This window comes from Paenibacillus radicis (ex Xue et al. 2023) (assembly GCF_024722015.1).
Classification (GTDB): domain Bacteria; phylum Bacillota; class Bacilli; order Paenibacillales; family NBRC-103111; genus Paenibacillus_S.
Map to the genome: position 1 here is coordinate 183,696 of NZ_JANQBD010000007.1, position 15,180 is coordinate 198,875.

Below are 15,180 nucleotides of genomic sequence, written 5' to 3' on the forward strand. Positions count from 1 at the left end.
GTAACCCCACGATTTTGCTCGCACTCTTCTTGAATAATAGCTTGTTTTACTTATCGCCGTCAAGTAAATTGCCCAATCCGCCGAGGATGCCTCCCTCTTCCTTGCGTCCACCCGCTCTGGAAGCTGATAATATGCGGTCCGCCAAGCGGCTGAACGGCAATGATTGAATCCATACACGACCTGGACCGCGAAGGGTAGCAAAGAATAAACCCTCACCGCCGAATACTGCACTTTTGATGCCTTTTACCATTTCGATATCGTATTCGATATCTTGTGTCATAGCGACCAGGCAGCCGGTATCGACTCGCAGCATTTCCCCGGGCTGCAGCACTCTTTCACATATAGCGCCTCCGGCATGAACGAATGCCAAGCCGTCTCCCTCGATCTTTTGCATAATGAAGCCTTCGCCGCCGAAGAAACCAACACCCAGCTTGCGCTGAAAGGCAATGCCAATAGAAACTCCTTTCGCTGCACATAGAAACGAATCCTTTTGGCAGATCAATTTCCCGCCTAACTCGGATAAATCCATGGGTAGAATACGTCCCGGGTAGGGGGAAGCAAACGAAACATGCTCCTTGCTGGAGCCATGGTTTGTGAACACGGTCATAAACAAGCTTTCACCGGTTAGAAGCCTTTTTCCTGCACCGAACAGCTTTCCTACAAATCCTTTATTCTGATCGCTTCCGTCCCCGAATATCGTCTGCATCTGAATGCTTGCGCTCATCATCATCATGCTTCCTGCTTCGGCAATGACGCTTTCAGTCGGATCAAGCTCGATTTCAACGTACTGCATTTCGGAGCCGGCAATTTTATAATCAATCTCATGTGCATTCATATTAAGAATCCCTCCTTATAATGAAATATAACATGCTTTACAGATTTAACTTAATTTCACATTAGCTAAGCTTCAAGAATCCAGCTGCATCGGCTGCTACTCTGCGAGCCTCTTCCACATCATCTGCTGAAGTTAAGGCTACAGCCATCCGGCGGCCTACTTTTGTCTCTGGCTTACCAAACACTCTCACTTGCGTATTCGGCAGAGCCAATGCTTGTTCTATTCCTTCAATCCGGAATTGCTGCTGCTCATCCCATGCTTTAAGAGTATGCGAGGCGCCCGGAGTCAGCAGACGGATCGTAGGGATCGGGAAACCGAGTATTGCTCTGACATGAAGTGCAAATTCCGATAAATCCTGGGTCACCATCGTTACCATTCCTGTATCATGCGGACGCGGTGAAACTTCACTGAAATACACTTGATCTTTGCCCAAAAACAGCTCGACACCGTAAATTCCAGTTCCTCCTAGAGCATCGGTGATCGTTTTCGCAATAGCTTGCGCTTGCTCGATTTGCTTCAAGCTCATATCATGGGGCTGCCAAGATTCGATATAGTCACCATCCTTTTGGACGTGACCAATAGGAGCACAGTAGGAAGTGCCGGACACGGAACGAACAGTGAGCAGTGTAATTTCTGATTCGAAGTGGATAAACTGCTCGACGATTACCCGAGTTTTTTTGGCGCGTCCGCCTTCCATCGCATAGTTCCATGAAGTCTCTACATCCTCCGGAGTACGACACACACTCTGTCCTTTACCAGATGAACTCATAATCGGCTTAATGACACAAGGAGTTCCAATCGACTCAACTGCGGTCTTCAGCTCTTCCAGGCTATCGGCGAAAGCATACTTAGCCGTCGGCAACTGCAGTGTTTCTGAAGCCAAACGTCGTATTCCTTCCCGGTCCATCGTTAGTCGGGCTGCGGTTGCGGTTGGCACAACCCTGAAGCCTTCCTGCTCCAGCTCCACTAGCACATCGGTGGCAATGGCTTCAATCTCAGGCACGATCCAATCCGGCTGTTCCTTTTTAATCAGCTCCCGCAGCTGGTCTCCATCCAACATATTGATCACATAGGAGCGATGAGCAACCTGCATAGCCGGTGCATTCGCATAACGGTCAACTGCAATAGTCTCCACCCCTAGCCGCTGAGCTTCGATGACTACTTCCTTCCCGAGCTCTCCTGAACCGAGCAGCATCATTTTCTTCGATTGTCCTGATAATGGTGAACCGTACATAATTATTATTCCTCCTAAGAGCTCCCCGTAAGAAAGCTGACTTCGTAAGTATTTACAGAATTGATTGAATAAAGTAATTGATAATAGCGGCTTTCAGTAATAAGTATCGCCATAAATTATAGCTTATTTGCTGATTTTTCGCATCTATGCCTTTTAATAGAGGACCGAGTCGAGAATGTCACTTTTTTTTAAGAGAAAGTATGTCAAATCATTACGCTGGATGTATAATATTGGATAAACAGTACAGATTAAAACTAAAGGCTTACTTTTATCAAGTAACTTATGATACACTATAAATATAGAGGGAGATGATAATAATGGGCGATCATTCACTTTGTCCGAAATTTGAAGCAGCTTTCGAAATTTTGGGGAAACGTTGGACAGGCCTCATCATCCATTCACTATTGAATGGGCCGCGCCGCTTCAAAGATATTTCGGAAATGATTCCCGGCATGAGCGACAGAATGTTGGCAGAACGCTTCAAAGAACTTGAGGCAGCCGGACTCATCCTGCGCCATGTATATCCTGAAACTCCGGTGCGTATCGAATACGAGCTGTCGAATAAAGGGAGAGCACTGCAGCCTGTTATGGAAGCTGTTCAGCATTGGGGCGATAATTGGATGCATATGAGTTGCCCTGAAGCAAAGGAATAAGAGTAGAAATTCATTTAAGGCATGACGGGTTCGGCATTACTGATAACCGGAAACACAAGTAATGGTTGACCGCACTTCGGACTTTCACAAGATACCGGACTCGTTCTGCTCACTACCCGTACAACACAATAAAGACGATTCAAATTGAATCGTCCATATCCTTATATACAGAAGCCTTAAGAGGCTTCATTTTGATGAAAACGTTTCTTTCTGCTTCGCATGGCTTTAAGTATTAATAAATCCAGCTCCATGCTCTTTTTCACAACTACAGGATTAGATAATTCATACCCTTGAACATTTACTAATTCATTTAACTCTCCAACATAGGAATGAATTCTTTTTTCTAATTTGGTGGCTATGATCATAATAATTGCCTCCTTGTGTTGAGTTACCGTAATAACGGCAATACAAAATTACAATTAATGGCTTGTTTCATGCTACATTTTAAGTTACATTAATAATGTTATTTATTAGATTTAATACAGCTATTATCTCGTAATCATTTTAAAAAAGTTGCAGACTGGCGTTTGTTAGTCATTAAGTTTTCTAACACTTTACTAACATCTAGAGGAGGGAATTCATGTCTAAAATATTGCTGATTGAGGATGATCAAAGTATCGCGGATATGATTTCCATATATTTAGCAGAGGAAGAGTATGTTGTTCATTGGGCTGCCGATGGAAAACAAGGCATAGAGCTGTTTCACTCCATTGAACCGAATGTTATCATTTTGGATATTATGCTTCCAGATACGAATGGCATCGATTTATGCAGGCAATTTCGTGCCGAGTCTTCAGTTCCCATTATGATGATTTCTGCCAAAAGCGAAGTATCGGAACGTGTCAAAGCGCTAATTATAGGTGCGGATGATTATTTATGCAAACCCTTTAGCATGCGGGAGCTTGCCGCCAGAACCGGAGCTCTGCTGCGAAGATCAACCATGGACAAGGCCCCGGCAGCCGAGGTAATTGAGAAAACGTACCCACACACCATTAAATTGGACTTGGAAAAACGCTGCATCTATTTACAAAATCATGCTGTAGAAACAACCTTCTCCGAATTCGAGATTATGCGTCATTTTTGGCTGCATCCAGGTAAAGTTTTTTCACGTGAAGAACTCTTAAATAATATCCGTGGTATTGATACCTTTGTGACCGAACGTTCCGTAGATGTACATATTACCAACCTTCGAAAAAAAGTGGAGGCCGATCCCAAAGAACCGAAGCATATAAAAACCGTTTGGGGCGTCGGTTACAAGTTTGAACTTTAACACAAAAACTCCTGCTAGTGACTATGCGATAATCCGCGTAATCCCTTGCAGGAGTTTTTATTTCCCGTGCATTTATCTTCTCGTATTATGGTCATTCGGGAAAACACGTTGTACCAAAGTGTTAAATTCGTTCATATATGCCGACAGGTCAACACCTCGCTGCTGCTCTTTCTCATAAAAACGGATTCGCTGAACAAAATTAGGGTTCGCTGATACGAATACTCTTTGAATATTGGGCGGAGACATGGCCAAAACCTGGCTTTTGATTTGAGATGACATGGTCATACTTAATCCTCCAGAATCTCCCCAATTAATTCTAGCATTGCCTTTGTCCGTTCCGAATAAGCCGATTCCGCCCTTGGGAGTGACTTGATTCGCCATCATATCAGGATGGCTTTCAATATCTGGATTATGCCCGTCCGGTATTACTGCAACATATGCGTTCGTTTCTGTCAGCAATACGGTAACAGCCTGTATACCTTGATTCCTCTCCAATGGTTTAGCCATTTCAGGTGAAAAACGCCATGCTTTTGTCAAATGGCTGTTCGTCATATCCAGCTGCTGGAAGGAGCCCGGATTAGCCGGCTTCGATCTTCCGGCCTGTTCATTCAACCACTTCGACTTTACTCCAAGTGTATTATCTTCGTTATTGCGGCTATCCCTGTCAAATTGGGCATGCAGGTTCGATGACTCCACTCCGCCCCCAGATACTTTATGCTGCCCACCGCTGCAGCCGGCAGCTATAACCAGCAGTCCGCTCAATATGCCAACCCTCCAAATCGTCCAGCGAAATGGAATCATTCTCAAAGGTTTCTCCTCCTAGAACTTTCCTTCAGGAAAGTTTACTTCGAATGCATCATAAATCAATTCATCGATGTATGCTTAGGATGGTTTCCAAGTCAGGAAAATATGCGTTCACCTGAACAACCAAAAGAAAATCAAATAACGTCCAAGGATAACATTGCCTTTGTATCAAAAAAGGAGCAAGCTTCTTTAGAAGCCTACTCCCTAATCTGTAATTCAGGCGCAAACGACGACAATTAATCTTTGTCCGACTCGCCTGTCCGGTCTATTTCTTCAAGCAATTTGCGTACGGCTTCCGGAGACAATTCTCCTGCCTGCTTAAACCGCAGCAATTGTTCTTTTATATTTTGGCCGATCTCCTCGTTTTCTGCCTCATCCTCGGTATAGGAAGGATCAAACCATACATAATCTCCATCGGGTCCATTGCGCAAAAACGTTTTATTCCAAGCCTCCGGATATAAATAGGACTGTTCACTGAAAACAATCCCCAGTACATCGTCACTGTCCAACGGCATTAAATGATGAAAGTTCTCTTCACCTGTACTTTCCGGACCAATGGCCGCCACCTGCTTATGCAGGTATGCATAATGAAGATAATGCTCCCCAGTCAGCTTGTCCTTGGCAACCTCATATAGCTCCAGTTCATCGCCGCTAAGCGCCTTGACTGTTTCCAATCGCTGCTGAAGCCATTCCGATGGAATTCGCTTAAACTCCTTGAATGACATTTCCATAACTGTGAGCCTCTTTCTGCATGCCTTTATCCGGCTTCGATTTTTGATTTTGCGCCATTTTCCGTGCCGATCACCCTAGTACTTGGCAGCCTTAAGGAACGGCGCGGCAGACGCCATTTAAACAGAACAGAGAGCATCCGCAGAGCTACTATCAGTACAAATAAGGTTATAAGATGATAAGGACCTTGAAACCAGCCCAAACCTATCATCAATCCGGCTAGCATACCCCAAACCGCATATATCTCATCTTGAAGTACGAGCGGCTTGCGTCCAGCCAATACATCCCGTATTATGCCTCCGCCTATCCCAGTCATTACAGCAGCAACCATTATGGCACTAATCGGATGGTTCATATTAGCGGCATAAAGAGCACCTTGGATGGAAAAAGCTGCGAGTCCAATAGCGTCAAAGAGCGATTCCCACGTTTTCCAGCGGCGAATCCAACTGACCGGCACAATAAACACTAGCCCCGCAGCAATTAGTGCTGTTTTCAAGTACATCCCTTGCTCCCATAAGGTTGTTACAGGAACGCCGATGAGCAAATTCCTTACTACACCGCCGCCGAAAGCCGTTACTAGAGCAAGTACAAAAACTCCAAGAATATCATAATCTTCTTCCATCGCCACAACCGCACCGCTCACTGCAAATGCTATTGTACCGATAATACTGAATAGTTGTAGGTTAAGCTCAAGCAGTTCCATGTCTTTATTATATATTCCAATCCAGTGTAACTACACTGCCTGTACGGGATGATTCGTAAATGGCTTCTAATACAAGATTATTGGCCAGCCCGGATAGTCCTGATGTGATCGGTTCCTTTCCTTCACGGATACAATCCACAAAATGATTGCTTTGCCTTACCCGTGCGCCCTCATCATTATCCGGAACACTGAGCTCAACCTCTGCCGTACGGTCAAACAACTCCGTAAAGAGCTTGCCTTTATTCCCGCGAAGCGTCGCTCCTCCCTCTGAGCCCATTACATAAAGGTAAGGCTGATTGTCCAGCATATCCGTGTGCGCCGCCCAGCTGACATCCAGAGTTAGAGTGCTCCCATTATCGAGCTTGATTAAAGCCGTCGCCAAATCCTCAACATCATAGGTGCCGTTCCAGTCCGGTTTACCCCATGTCCCGATACCTTTACGCTTAGGACCAAATTCAGCATAGGTTGTGCCAAAAACAGAAACCGGTCTCGCATTGCCCATCAAATGAAGGGATAAATCAAGCATATGCACCCCAATATCAATTAAAGGCCCACCACCTGATTTCGACATTTGAGTAAACCAGGTACCCCAGCCTGGTATTCCTTTACGCCTCATCCAGCCTGCCTTCACATTATAGATTTCCCCTATTGCACCCTTGTCGATTTGCTCTTTGACTTGAAGGTTAATAGCTTCCCAACGCATTTGATGGGCAATCATCAGTATTTTGTCAGAAGCCCGGTGTGCTCTAATGATCTGCTTGGCGGAGGCAGCGTTGATAGCCATAGGCTTCTCCAATAATACGTGTTTTCCGGCCTCCAAAGCGCTTATAGCAATAGGAGCATGCATTTCATTAGGAACCGCAATGATAACCGCATCCAGATTAGGGTCCTGAAGCAGCTCTTCGTAGGATGCATGGACCTTCGGAATTCCATGCTCCTTGGCTCTCGACTCAGCCAATGAAACATATACATCGGTTACAGCTGCAATAGCGGCTCCCGGTACTTTTTTAAATTCATTCATGTGTACATTGGCAATGTTGCCAGCGCCTATAACGCCTATTTGGATAATTTTGTTTTCCGACATCTCTCTAATCCTCCAAGGTTAACTGTTAAGTATAAACTGTAAAATACTATACCATAAAGCCTTGAAAATTCGCCAATACAAAAAAACGGTTATATCGCCATAACAGCGAATGAACCGCTATAAAATGCCCATATCCTTCGCTTTTTGAGCCGCTTCTTTACTGCTCTTCCCGCCAAGCTTGCGCAAGATATTCCCGACATGCACTTTGATGGTGCGGATCGAAACTACGAATTTATCGGCGATCTGCGTTTGTGTGTGGCCTTTTTCAATGAGATCCAGTACCTGGATTTCTGTCGGGGTAAGAAGGTCGCGCAGCTCTTTTACTCTAACCTCATGCTCAAGATCCTTTAGACGACGGAATTCTTCACGCATTTTGGCTGCCACGCTTGGATGAATGGAGCTGCGGTTAGCGTAAGCATTGCGAATCGATTGCGGGATCTCTGTAAAGTTCGATTTCACCATATAGTCGACAGCCCCAACCTTGAATGCCTCGAAGATAAGCTCCTTCTCCTCCATAGAGGTAAGCATAATCACTCGTGCACCCGTACACTGCACAATTTCCGCAGCGGCCCATATTCCTTCAGGGCTGTCAGACATCATAATATCCATCAACACGACATCTGCTTCCACACGCTCAAGCAGCTCCACAGCAGCTTGGCCTGACGAAGCTTGGCCGACTATATCCAAGTCCGTTTCTTTGCCCAAATAGCTTATTAAGCCCCGAAGCCAATCCTGATCGTCCTCCACGATAACAACACGTATCCGGTTCATCCTCCAACGCCGCCTTTCTTTTTAGGAAAATTAATAAATACCGAGGTGCCATGGTCAGGCTTGCTGTGGACTTCCATCGTGCCTTTATGCTTCTGTATGATAGTGTAGCAGTAGGATAAGCCCAGCCCGAAATTAAGCTTCTTGCCCGATTTAGTTGTATAAAAAGGATCAAATATCCGCTTTAGCTGCCTTTTATCCATTCCTGTACCCGTATCTTTAATTTCCACGGCAAGATTGCGTTTCGTTTCTGTCAGCTTAACTGTCAGTAGCCCTCCCTGAGGCATCGCTTCCGACGCATTTGTCAGTACATTCGTAAATACTTCAATCACCTGAGCCCGGTCCGCCCAAATGACTCCTTCACAACGAAAATCTCTGGCAATCTCAATGTTAAGGAAGCCTGGCTCCAGCATTTTCAGACAATGGTTAAGCAACAGCGAAAGCTTCTGCTCCTCTTTATGTAAAACTACCTCCTGCGTTTGGCCCTGAATACGATAAATCATATCATATATATGCTGGGAAGCATTCATAATCACTTCAATATCGTTAACAAGCTGCTGAGGATCCGGCTGCTCGGCTTCCGATTTGATTTTTTCACTGAATAATCTGATTTTACCTACATCATTTTTTATGGCATGATTCAATATCGATGTTCCAGAAGTAATCGCGCGCAACGTATAGTCGAGCTTTTGATTCCTGATGGATATTTGCAGACCCATGAAACCATAGCGGAAGCTTGATATTAAAATAACGGCTAAGGTGAAGCCGATGACAGCGGCATTATAGCGCCACCATTCATAGATTCCGAACAAGGCTGGCAGCACATACATCGTGAATAAAGCAAAAAATAACGTCGGTGCCGCAGCCAAAGCCGTCAGCATCCGGAGCTTCCGCAAAAATGTATTCCGCTCTTTAATAGCCCCGTGAAGCAGCATCCCTATTCCAATCATAATGTATGGAGTCGTCCAGCATACAACGTACCGGTATGGAATTGGATCCCCCGGTGCAGAATCAAAAGCGAAGGAGACTGCAGCAGGCAGGATAAGCAGCCATGCTAACTGTCGTTTCCAACGCCATAAATCCGCATTCGGGTGGTAAATCAATGAAAACATACAGAAGGTATACGGAAGTCCATAGTAACATATGAGTGAGAATATCGTTTCAGCATGGCTCAATATGCGCACTACAGGTTCAGCGAGCCACCCTTGTTCGTACAGGTAAGGGGTTAACTGGTCATGAATAACTGCGGATAAGCCGCCGGATCCGCCGGTAAAGGCAATGCTGGCTATCCAGCGGGTTGTTGGCCTTCTCGGGTCCGTAACCAGCAGCAGCAAACCGATCGTCCATAATCCTATCAGCACAAACAGCATAACGATCCGACACATCCGTTTCAAAAGAATAATAAGGGTGATTCATAGTTTTTACCTTCTGAAGCCGATTAGTCCAAGTCAATTCCTAATATTTTAAATGGAATAATCCTTTTGCAGCTGCTCGAGCTCCTGCAAGCTGCGTTCCGCCCAATGAACCGTTTGCTTCAGCTGTCGAATCTCTGAGTGAAGCGCCCGTTCCAATGATGTACGGTAATCCTGTACGGTACCATGAAACGTCTTAAGGGAGTACCGGGGAATCAAGGCTATCTCCTGAAATGCCAATGCACGGCGCTGGTGAAAGAACGGAACGTTGGGATCCATAGGGTTATGCAAATCCCCCTGTGTCGGATGCTTGATAACCGCCAAAATTTTCACAGCTATTTTTCCCGATGGAGATACTTCAACAACCTCACCTGCGTACTCACCTGTCTTGTACTCCGCGGTAACTACACTTCCAATTTCAAACTGTTCGCTCATGGGTTTCCTCCTAGAATTTTTTTGAATGCAAATCGGGTATCCCAATCCTCTTACGAGCATTGACGGATCTAGCTTCTTCCTATGCGAATTCTTGAAACCATCGATGCAAGTCATCGACAGCCTGCATTCGGTATCTTTTGCGTAAAACTCCGTCCGGCCCAAAGCCCGCTAAACAAGGCACACTTTCTATCTGCCACTCTAAAGCTATCTGCGGACAAAAGTTAATATTGCATTTCACAATGGGCAGCTTCGGGTCAAGGGCCAGAATGACCTGCAGCATACGTTCTGTCATTTTGCAGGTGCCGCATAGCGGGGTGTAGAAATAAATGAACTGCCGCTCTGTCTTTCCACTCAGCTCCCACTCCTTCAACTGCATCTCTGTCCATTCTATCAAAGTCTGACCCTCCTTTTTTAAAAATAGGACTTGCTCACTATACATTAGCTGCAAAATCAAGCTCAATTCTCTCGGCGGGACAGCTATTCTGTAGCAAAATGTTGATCCAGTCGCTCCAGACTCAGAAGAAAATGCTCTAACAGGCTAGGAATATCGTCTATCTGTCTCTCGTCAAGCTTTCTCAAAAACTGTACAGTCAGATGGTTTTCCAGCTTCACAGGTTGTTTGCCATACTCCATATGAATACTTTGGGCTATGCTAACTTTATCTCCCCATATGTCAATCATCTGCTTGGCAGCTAATGCACAATCCCGCTCCATATCTTGAATTGGGAAAATAAATGTAAGCTCCAGACCGCAGCCTGGCTGTTCACCGGACTGAGACAGCAGCTCTGCAGCTAAGTCTGCAAGGGATGCCGTCAACAGGATACGGCCAATTACTTGCCCTCCCTGCTTTCTTACCGCTTCCATTCCAAAACTGCGAGACATCGTAGCTAATTCAACCCGATCCGTTCGTTGAATAATTTGAACAAAATCGTCTAAATCCATGTCATACATGGCGCCTTCAAAGACAACTTTTAGATTATCATAAATAGTTGGATCAAACATGAGGGCTATCTCCTAAGTTAATTTAACTCTATATTTAACTTGCTTCCTCTTGGACAAATCAGTACAATGTAATCATCTAGAGCAAGGAAGGTGTACAACATGTCGGACGTGAACCAAACAAGCAATGAAGAAGCACAAGCACCGAAAAAAGTCAGTTTAGCTGACGCTATTAAGAACAAGCTTGCGCAAAAAAAGCAAGAGCAAGCCGATGCCAAGGCGAATTCGCAGCAACGGGGCGGCAACAGCGCCGTAATGAGAAGCCAGAATAACAAGAAGCCTAACAATCAGCGTCGCCGTACCGGCGGGAGTTAAAAAGAAGGATGAGCTACGTAACCCAAGCTCATCCTTTTTTCTTTGATTAATTAGCATAAAAAGTTAATTGGTTGACTTGGCTTAACCTGGACTAACACACTCATCCTTTTGCTGGACGCAGCCGTTTATCCTTGTCAAGTTTAAGACAATCAAGTGTACATCAATTCACGCTGTTTCTTTATTTCATCGCTAGCCAAGTACTCGTCGTACGTCATCATTTTGTCTATCAAGCCATTCGGCGTAATTTCCATGATGCGATTGGCTACAGTTTGGATAAACTGATGGTCATGCGATACGAAGAGCATTGTACCATCAAAATCAACCATTCCGTTGTTAAGTGCTGTGATGGACTCCAAATCCAAATGGTTGGTAGGTTCATCCAGAATAAGGACATTGGCGCCGCTCATCATCATTTTGGACAGCATGCAGCGAACCTTTTCGCCCCCGGATAATACACTCGCTTTTTTCAGCGCCTCTTCCCCGGAGAACAGCATGCGGCCCAGGAAACCGCGCAGATACGACTCATCCTGTTCCTTCGAATATTGACGCAGCCAATCTACCAGATTGATATCTGTGTTGAAGTAAGAGGAGTTATCCTTAGGGAAATACGCCTGAGTAGTCGTAACGCCCCATGTGAATTCGCCGGAATCTGCCGGTGTTTCCCCCATCAGCACTTGGAACAATGTGGATTTGGTGTTTCCATTCGGTCCGACAAAAGCAATTTTGTCGCCTTTGTTAATAGTGAAGCTGATATTGCTGAATATTTGTTCGCCATCTATTGATTTGGACAGCTTATCTACAGTTAGCAGCTGTTTGCCCGCTTCCCGTTCAGGTTGAAATTTAATAAACGGATATTTCCGCGTGGATGGCTTGATATCTTCCAAAGTAAGCTTTTCGAGCTGCTTTTTCCGTGAAGTGGCTTGCTTTGATTTGGAAGCATTTGCACTAAAGCGTTGTATAAAGGCTTCTAATTCTTTACGCTTCTCATCGGTTTTTTTGTTGGATTCCCGGGTAAGCTTGAGCGCTAATTGACTGGACTCATACCAGAAATCATAGTTGCCCACATAAAGCTGGATTTTACTAAAATCAATATCGGCAATATGTGTACATACTTGGTTTAAGAAGTGACGGTCATGGGATACTACAATTACAGTACCTTCAAAACGGGCCAGGAAGTTTTCCAGCCAGTTGATCGATTCAATATCCAAATGGTTGGTAGGCTCATCGAGCAGTAGAATATTCGGGTTGCCGAACAACGCTTGTGCGAGCAGGACACGAACCTTCTCGTTACCGCTTAATTCCTTCATCTTTAGCTCTTGCATATCCTTGTTAATACCGAGACCGATCAATAGCTCAGCGGCATCCGACTCCGCTTGCCAGCCATCGAGTTCCTGAAATTCACCCTCCAGATCGGCAGCACGCATACCGTCCTCTTCGGAAAAATCCTCTTTGGCATAAAGAGCGTTCTTTTCTTCCATTATTTCAAACAGACGCGAATGGCCCATCATTACAGTACGCAACACTTCTATTTCATCATATTCGAAATGATTTTGTTTTAAAACTGCCATCCGTTCGCCAGGAGTGATACTGACTTCCCCTTTATTGGCTTCCATTTCACCGGATAAAATTTTAATGAATGTTGATTTTCCGGCCCCATTGGCTCCGATCAATCCGTAGCAATTTCCTGGAGTGAACTTGATGTTAACATCCTCAAACAACGCTCTCTTGCCGTATCGTAAAGTTACATTTGATACTGTAATCATTAATTATTCCCTACTCTCTTAAATTATTGCTTTGATGCTTTAATTGCTCCCAAACATAAATTATAGCATAAGAAGCCCGTCTTTTCCCAATGGAATTGCAAAATATTAATGTATCTTCATAAAAAAGGCTTCGAATAAAAGCTTTTCTTGCAATATCAGACTTTCTAGTTTTCAAACGGAGCTGATCCAGTCTGATATTGCAAGAAAACCAACAATTGAATCGCTTTTATTTATTTGCCTCAATCTGCTCTATGAGCTCCGACAATTCAGCCCAACGATCCATAGTTTGTTCAAGCTGCCCTGTTAGCTGCTGTTCTTCTGCGAACAGCTCCTGCACTTTTCCGTAATCGCTGCCTGCCCGCTCTATGCCTTGCTTCACCTCTGCCAGCCGATTTTCAATTTTCTCAATCTTGCCTTCAATCTCATCCCATTCCTTTTGATCCTTGAAGGAAAGCTTGCGAGGTCGGTTATTTTCCTTGCGGCTGGAATCAACTGCTTCCGAGGAGGATGAAGCGTTGTCCTTAAGCTGTCCGGCTGCGGAAGCCTGCTGCTGCTTGCGAACGTTAGCCGCTGCCTGCTCCTCAGCACGGACCGACTCCAAATATTCGGAATAATTGCCATTAAATCGACTTATAGTTCCGTTCTCAAAAGCAAATAGATGATCAGATGTCCGATCCAAAAAGTATCTATCATGCGAAACGGTAATTACTGCACCCGGGAAATCATCCAGATATTCTTCTAAAATGGTCAATGTCTGTATATCCAAATCATTGGTCGGCTCATCCAGGAGCAGCACATTCGGCTCTCCCATCAAGGTTTTCAGCAAGTATAATCTGCGCCGCTCTCCGCCTGACAGTCTACCGATAGGTGTCCATTGCAGCGAAGGAGAGAACAAGAAGCGCTCCAGCATTTGGCCTGCTGTGATAGATTCGCCATTCGCTGTACGGATCACTTCTGCTACGTCCTTAATGTATTCGATGACCCGCTGCTTCTCGTTCATTTCTACATTTTCTTGGGTGTAGTAAGCAAGCTTTACAGTTGTGCCTGTTTCTATTGTACCTTCATCCGGTTGAAGCCGACCTGCCAGCATGTTCAGAAATGTGGATTTACCGCTGCCGTTAGGTCCAATGATGCCGATTCGGTCATCCGGCATTACAATATAACTGAAATCTTTAACCATATTCCGCCCATCGAAAGATTTCGAAACATGCTCCAGCTCCATGACCTTCTTACCAAGCCGGCTTGCCCCAAGCGCCATATCCATCTGTTCAGCGGGCCCATCTACCTTGCGATCCCGCAGCTCAACAGCCCGGTCAATACGCGCCTTTTGTTTAGTCGACCTGGCTTTGGCACCGCGGCGAAGCCACGCAAGTTCACGACGCAGCAGGTTCTGACGCTTGTCCTCTTCGGATGCTTCACGCTCCATGCGTTCGGCTTTTTTCTCCAGAAAGGTCGCATAGTTGCCTTCATAGCTGTACAGCTTACCATGATCCAATTCGAGAATGCGATTGGTAACACGATCCAGAAAATAACGATCATGCGTCACGATGAGGAGAGCACCCTTCCACTTCGCCAGGAATTCCTCCAACCATTCCACCGTTGTATGATCAATATGGTTAGTCGGTTCATCCAGAATGAGCAGGTCGGCCGGTTGGATCAGTACTCTTGCCATTGCTACACGTTTGCGCTGGCCTCCTGACAGAACCCCAACTTTTTGTGTGAAATTATGTATGCCGAGCTTGGTCAGCACTGTTTTGGCAGTAGTGCTAGCCTCCCAAGCATTAAGCGTATCCATCCGCTGCTGTACCGCAAATAAGCGAGATTGCCGCTTTTCGTCCTCAGGCGCTTCTTGCAGCAAGGTTAGTGCTTCCTCATAATCCCTTAATGTTTGCATCAGCGGGGTATCCCCATAGAACACCTGCTCCAATACGGTGGAGTTTGAATCAAACTCAGGATTTTGCGGCAAATATTCAACGCGAAAATGATTGGCATGCACCAGTTTACCCGAATCAACGCTTTCCAGTTTAGCAATCGCCTTCAGCAATGAGGATTTACCTGTTCCGTTTACGCCAACAAGGCCTATCCGCTGTTTTTCGTTAATATGAAAGGAAATGTCATCAAACAGCACTTTCTCCCCATAGCTTTTGTTAAAATGCTCTATCGCTACTAAATTCAA

General features: G+C 45.2%; 17 protein-coding genes. 3 read left to right on the forward strand and 14 right to left on the reverse strand.

Annotated features, from left to right (window positions below):
- Positions 1 to 46: 46 nt before the first annotated feature.
- Both NV381_RS11515 and purT read right to left on the reverse strand, forming a co-directional pair.
- A complete protein-coding gene (locus tag NV381_RS11515) occupies positions 47 to 835 on the reverse strand; it encodes a TIGR00266 family protein (protein WP_258213429.1) in 789 nt (262 codons plus the stop codon).
- Positions 836 to 896: 61 nt separating this feature from the next.
- Positions 897 to 2,069: a formate-dependent phosphoribosylglycinamide formyltransferase gene (gene purT / locus NV381_RS11520; RefSeq protein WP_258213430.1), complete on the reverse strand. Its 1,173-nt coding sequence runs from the start codon at positions 2,067 to 2,069 to the stop codon at positions 897 to 899.
- A gap of 317 nt (positions 2,070 to 2,386) precedes the next feature.
- Between purT and NV381_RS11525 the strand changes: the two genes are divergently transcribed.
- Complete coding sequence (locus NV381_RS11525) at positions 2,387 to 2,722, forward strand: winged helix-turn-helix transcriptional regulator (protein WP_258213431.1); 336 nt, start codon at positions 2,387 to 2,389, stop codon at positions 2,720 to 2,722.
- Positions 2,723 to 2,898: 176 nt separating this feature from the next.
- Here the strand turns inward: NV381_RS11525 and NV381_RS11530 are convergent, their stop codons facing one another.
- Positions 2,899 to 3,087 carry an aspartyl-phosphate phosphatase Spo0E family protein gene (locus tag NV381_RS11530; RefSeq protein ID WP_258213432.1) on the reverse strand — a complete coding sequence of 63 codons (189 nt, stop codon included), beginning with the start codon at positions 3,085 to 3,087 and terminating at the stop codon, positions 2,899 to 2,901.
- A 215-nt stretch (positions 3,088 to 3,302) separates the two neighbouring features.
- Here NV381_RS11530 and NV381_RS11535 point away from each other — a divergent pair, with 215 nt between their 5' ends.
- The gene (locus tag NV381_RS11535; protein WP_258213433.1) at positions 3,303 to 3,992 is read left to right on the forward strand and encodes a response regulator transcription factor; all 690 of its coding nucleotides are present in this window, start codon (positions 3,303 to 3,305) and stop codon (positions 3,990 to 3,992) included.
- 72 nt (positions 3,993 to 4,064) lie between these two features.
- Here the strand turns inward: NV381_RS11535 and NV381_RS11540 are convergent, their stop codons facing one another.
- From NV381_RS11540 to NV381_RS11580, 9 genes are all read right to left on the reverse strand, one after another.
- Positions 4,065 to 4,793, reverse strand: a complete 729-nt coding sequence (locus NV381_RS11540) for a YhcN/YlaJ family sporulation lipoprotein (protein ID WP_258213548.1) — start codon at positions 4,791 to 4,793, stop codon at positions 4,065 to 4,067.
- 239 nt (positions 4,794 to 5,032) lie between these two features.
- On the reverse strand, positions 5,033 to 5,527 hold the full coding sequence (locus NV381_RS11545) for a hypothetical protein (RefSeq protein ID WP_258213434.1): 495 nt from the start codon (positions 5,525 to 5,527) through the stop codon (positions 5,033 to 5,035).
- 26 nt (positions 5,528 to 5,553) lie between these two features.
- Positions 5,554 to 6,228: a trimeric intracellular cation channel family protein gene (locus NV381_RS11550; protein WP_258213435.1), complete on the reverse strand. Its 675-nt coding sequence runs from the start codon at positions 6,226 to 6,228 to the stop codon at positions 5,554 to 5,556.
- 7 nt (positions 6,229 to 6,235) lie between these two features.
- Positions 6,236 to 7,312 (reverse strand): Gfo/Idh/MocA family protein, encoded by a 1,077-nt coding sequence (locus NV381_RS11555; protein WP_258213436.1) that lies wholly within the window; start codon positions 7,310 to 7,312, stop codon positions 6,236 to 6,238.
- A gap of 117 nt (positions 7,313 to 7,429) precedes the next feature.
- Positions 7,430 to 8,083, reverse strand: a complete 654-nt coding sequence (locus tag NV381_RS11560; RefSeq protein WP_258213437.1) for a response regulator transcription factor — start codon at positions 8,081 to 8,083, stop codon at positions 7,430 to 7,432.
- Entirely contained in the window at positions 8,080 to 9,450 is a 1,371-nt protein-coding gene (locus NV381_RS11565; RefSeq protein ID WP_258213438.1) for a sensor histidine kinase, read from the reverse strand. The genes NV381_RS11560 and NV381_RS11565 overlap by 4 nt, the downstream gene beginning before the upstream one ends.
- Positions 9,451 to 9,543: 93 nt before the next feature.
- Positions 9,544 to 9,927: a kinase-associated lipoprotein B gene (gene kapB, locus NV381_RS11570; RefSeq protein WP_258213439.1), complete on the reverse strand. Its 384-nt coding sequence runs from the start codon at positions 9,925 to 9,927 to the stop codon at positions 9,544 to 9,546.
- Positions 9,928 to 10,006: 79 nt separating this feature from the next.
- The gene (locus NV381_RS11575; RefSeq protein WP_258213440.1) at positions 10,007 to 10,321 is read right to left on the reverse strand and encodes a thioredoxin family protein; all 315 of its coding nucleotides are present in this window, start codon (positions 10,319 to 10,321) and stop codon (positions 10,007 to 10,009) included.
- Positions 10,322 to 10,404: 83 nt separating this feature from the next.
- Positions 10,405 to 10,929 carry a hypothetical protein gene (locus tag NV381_RS11580; RefSeq protein ID WP_258213441.1) on the reverse strand — a complete coding sequence of 175 codons (525 nt, stop codon included), beginning with the start codon at positions 10,927 to 10,929 and terminating at the stop codon, positions 10,405 to 10,407.
- Positions 10,930 to 11,028: 99 nt separating this feature from the next.
- On the opposite strand from NV381_RS11580, the gene NV381_RS11585 reads away from it, so the two are divergent.
- The gene (locus NV381_RS11585; protein ID WP_258213442.1) at positions 11,029 to 11,241 is read left to right on the forward strand and encodes a hypothetical protein; all 213 of its coding nucleotides are present in this window, start codon (positions 11,029 to 11,031) and stop codon (positions 11,239 to 11,241) included.
- Between the two features lie 149 nt (positions 11,242 to 11,390).
- On the opposite strand, the gene NV381_RS11590 is transcribed toward NV381_RS11585, so the two are convergent.
- A complete protein-coding gene (locus tag NV381_RS11590; protein ID WP_258213443.1) occupies positions 11,391 to 13,004 on the reverse strand; it encodes an ABC-F family ATP-binding cassette domain-containing protein in 1,614 nt (537 codons plus the stop codon).
- 226 nt (positions 13,005 to 13,230) lie between these two features.
- Positions 13,231 to 15,180, reverse strand: coding sequence for an ABC-F family ATP-binding cassette domain-containing protein (locus NV381_RS11595; protein WP_258213444.1), 1,950 nt, complete (start codon positions 15,178 to 15,180; stop codon positions 13,231 to 13,233).

Excerpts from the sequence above, each read along its gene's own strand:
- NV381_RS11515 (WP_258213429.1), bottom strand. The coding sequence starts at position 835 with ATGAATGCACATGAGATTGATTATAAAATTGCCGGCTCCGAAATGCAG.
- purT (WP_258213430.1), bottom strand. The coding sequence starts at position 2,069 with ATGTACGGTTCACCATTATCAGGACAATCGAAGAAAATGATGCTGCTC.
- NV381_RS11525 (WP_258213431.1), top strand. The coding sequence starts at position 2,387 with ATGGGCGATCATTCACTTTGTCCGAAATTTGAAGCAGCTTTCGAAATT.
- NV381_RS11530 (WP_258213432.1), bottom strand. The coding sequence starts at position 3,087 with ATGATCATAGCCACCAAATTAGAAAAAAGAATTCATTCCTATGTTGGA.
- NV381_RS11535 (WP_258213433.1), top strand. The coding sequence starts at position 3,303 with ATGTCTAAAATATTGCTGATTGAGGATGATCAAAGTATCGCGGATATG.
- NV381_RS11540 (WP_258213548.1), bottom strand. The coding sequence starts at position 4,793 with ATGATTCCATTTCGCTGGACGATTTGGAGGGTTGGCATATTGAGCGGA.
- NV381_RS11545 (WP_258213434.1), bottom strand. The coding sequence starts at position 5,527 with ATGGAAATGTCATTCAAGGAGTTTAAGCGAATTCCATCGGAATGGCTT.
- NV381_RS11550 (WP_258213435.1), bottom strand. The coding sequence starts at position 6,228 with ATGGAACTGCTTGAGCTTAACCTACAACTATTCAGTATTATCGGTACA.
- NV381_RS11555 (WP_258213436.1), bottom strand. The coding sequence starts at position 7,312 with ATGTCGGAAAACAAAATTATCCAAATAGGCGTTATAGGCGCTGGCAAC.
- NV381_RS11560 (WP_258213437.1), bottom strand. The coding sequence starts at position 8,083 with ATGAACCGGATACGTGTTGTTATCGTGGAGGACGATCAGGATTGGCTT.
- NV381_RS11565 (WP_258213438.1), bottom strand. The coding sequence starts at position 9,450 with ATGCTGTTTGTGCTGATAGGATTATGGACGATCGGTTTGCTGCTGCTG.
- kapB (WP_258213439.1), bottom strand. The coding sequence starts at position 9,927 with ATGAGCGAACAGTTTGAAATTGGAAGTGTAGTTACCGCGGAGTACAAG.
- NV381_RS11580 (WP_258213441.1), bottom strand. The coding sequence starts at position 10,929 with ATGTTTGATCCAACTATTTATGATAATCTAAAAGTTGTCTTTGAAGGC.
- NV381_RS11585 (WP_258213442.1), top strand. The coding sequence starts at position 11,029 with ATGTCGGACGTGAACCAAACAAGCAATGAAGAAGCACAAGCACCGAAA.
- NV381_RS11590 (WP_258213443.1), bottom strand. The coding sequence starts at position 13,004 with ATGATTACAGTATCAAATGTAACTTTACGATACGGCAAGAGAGCGTTG.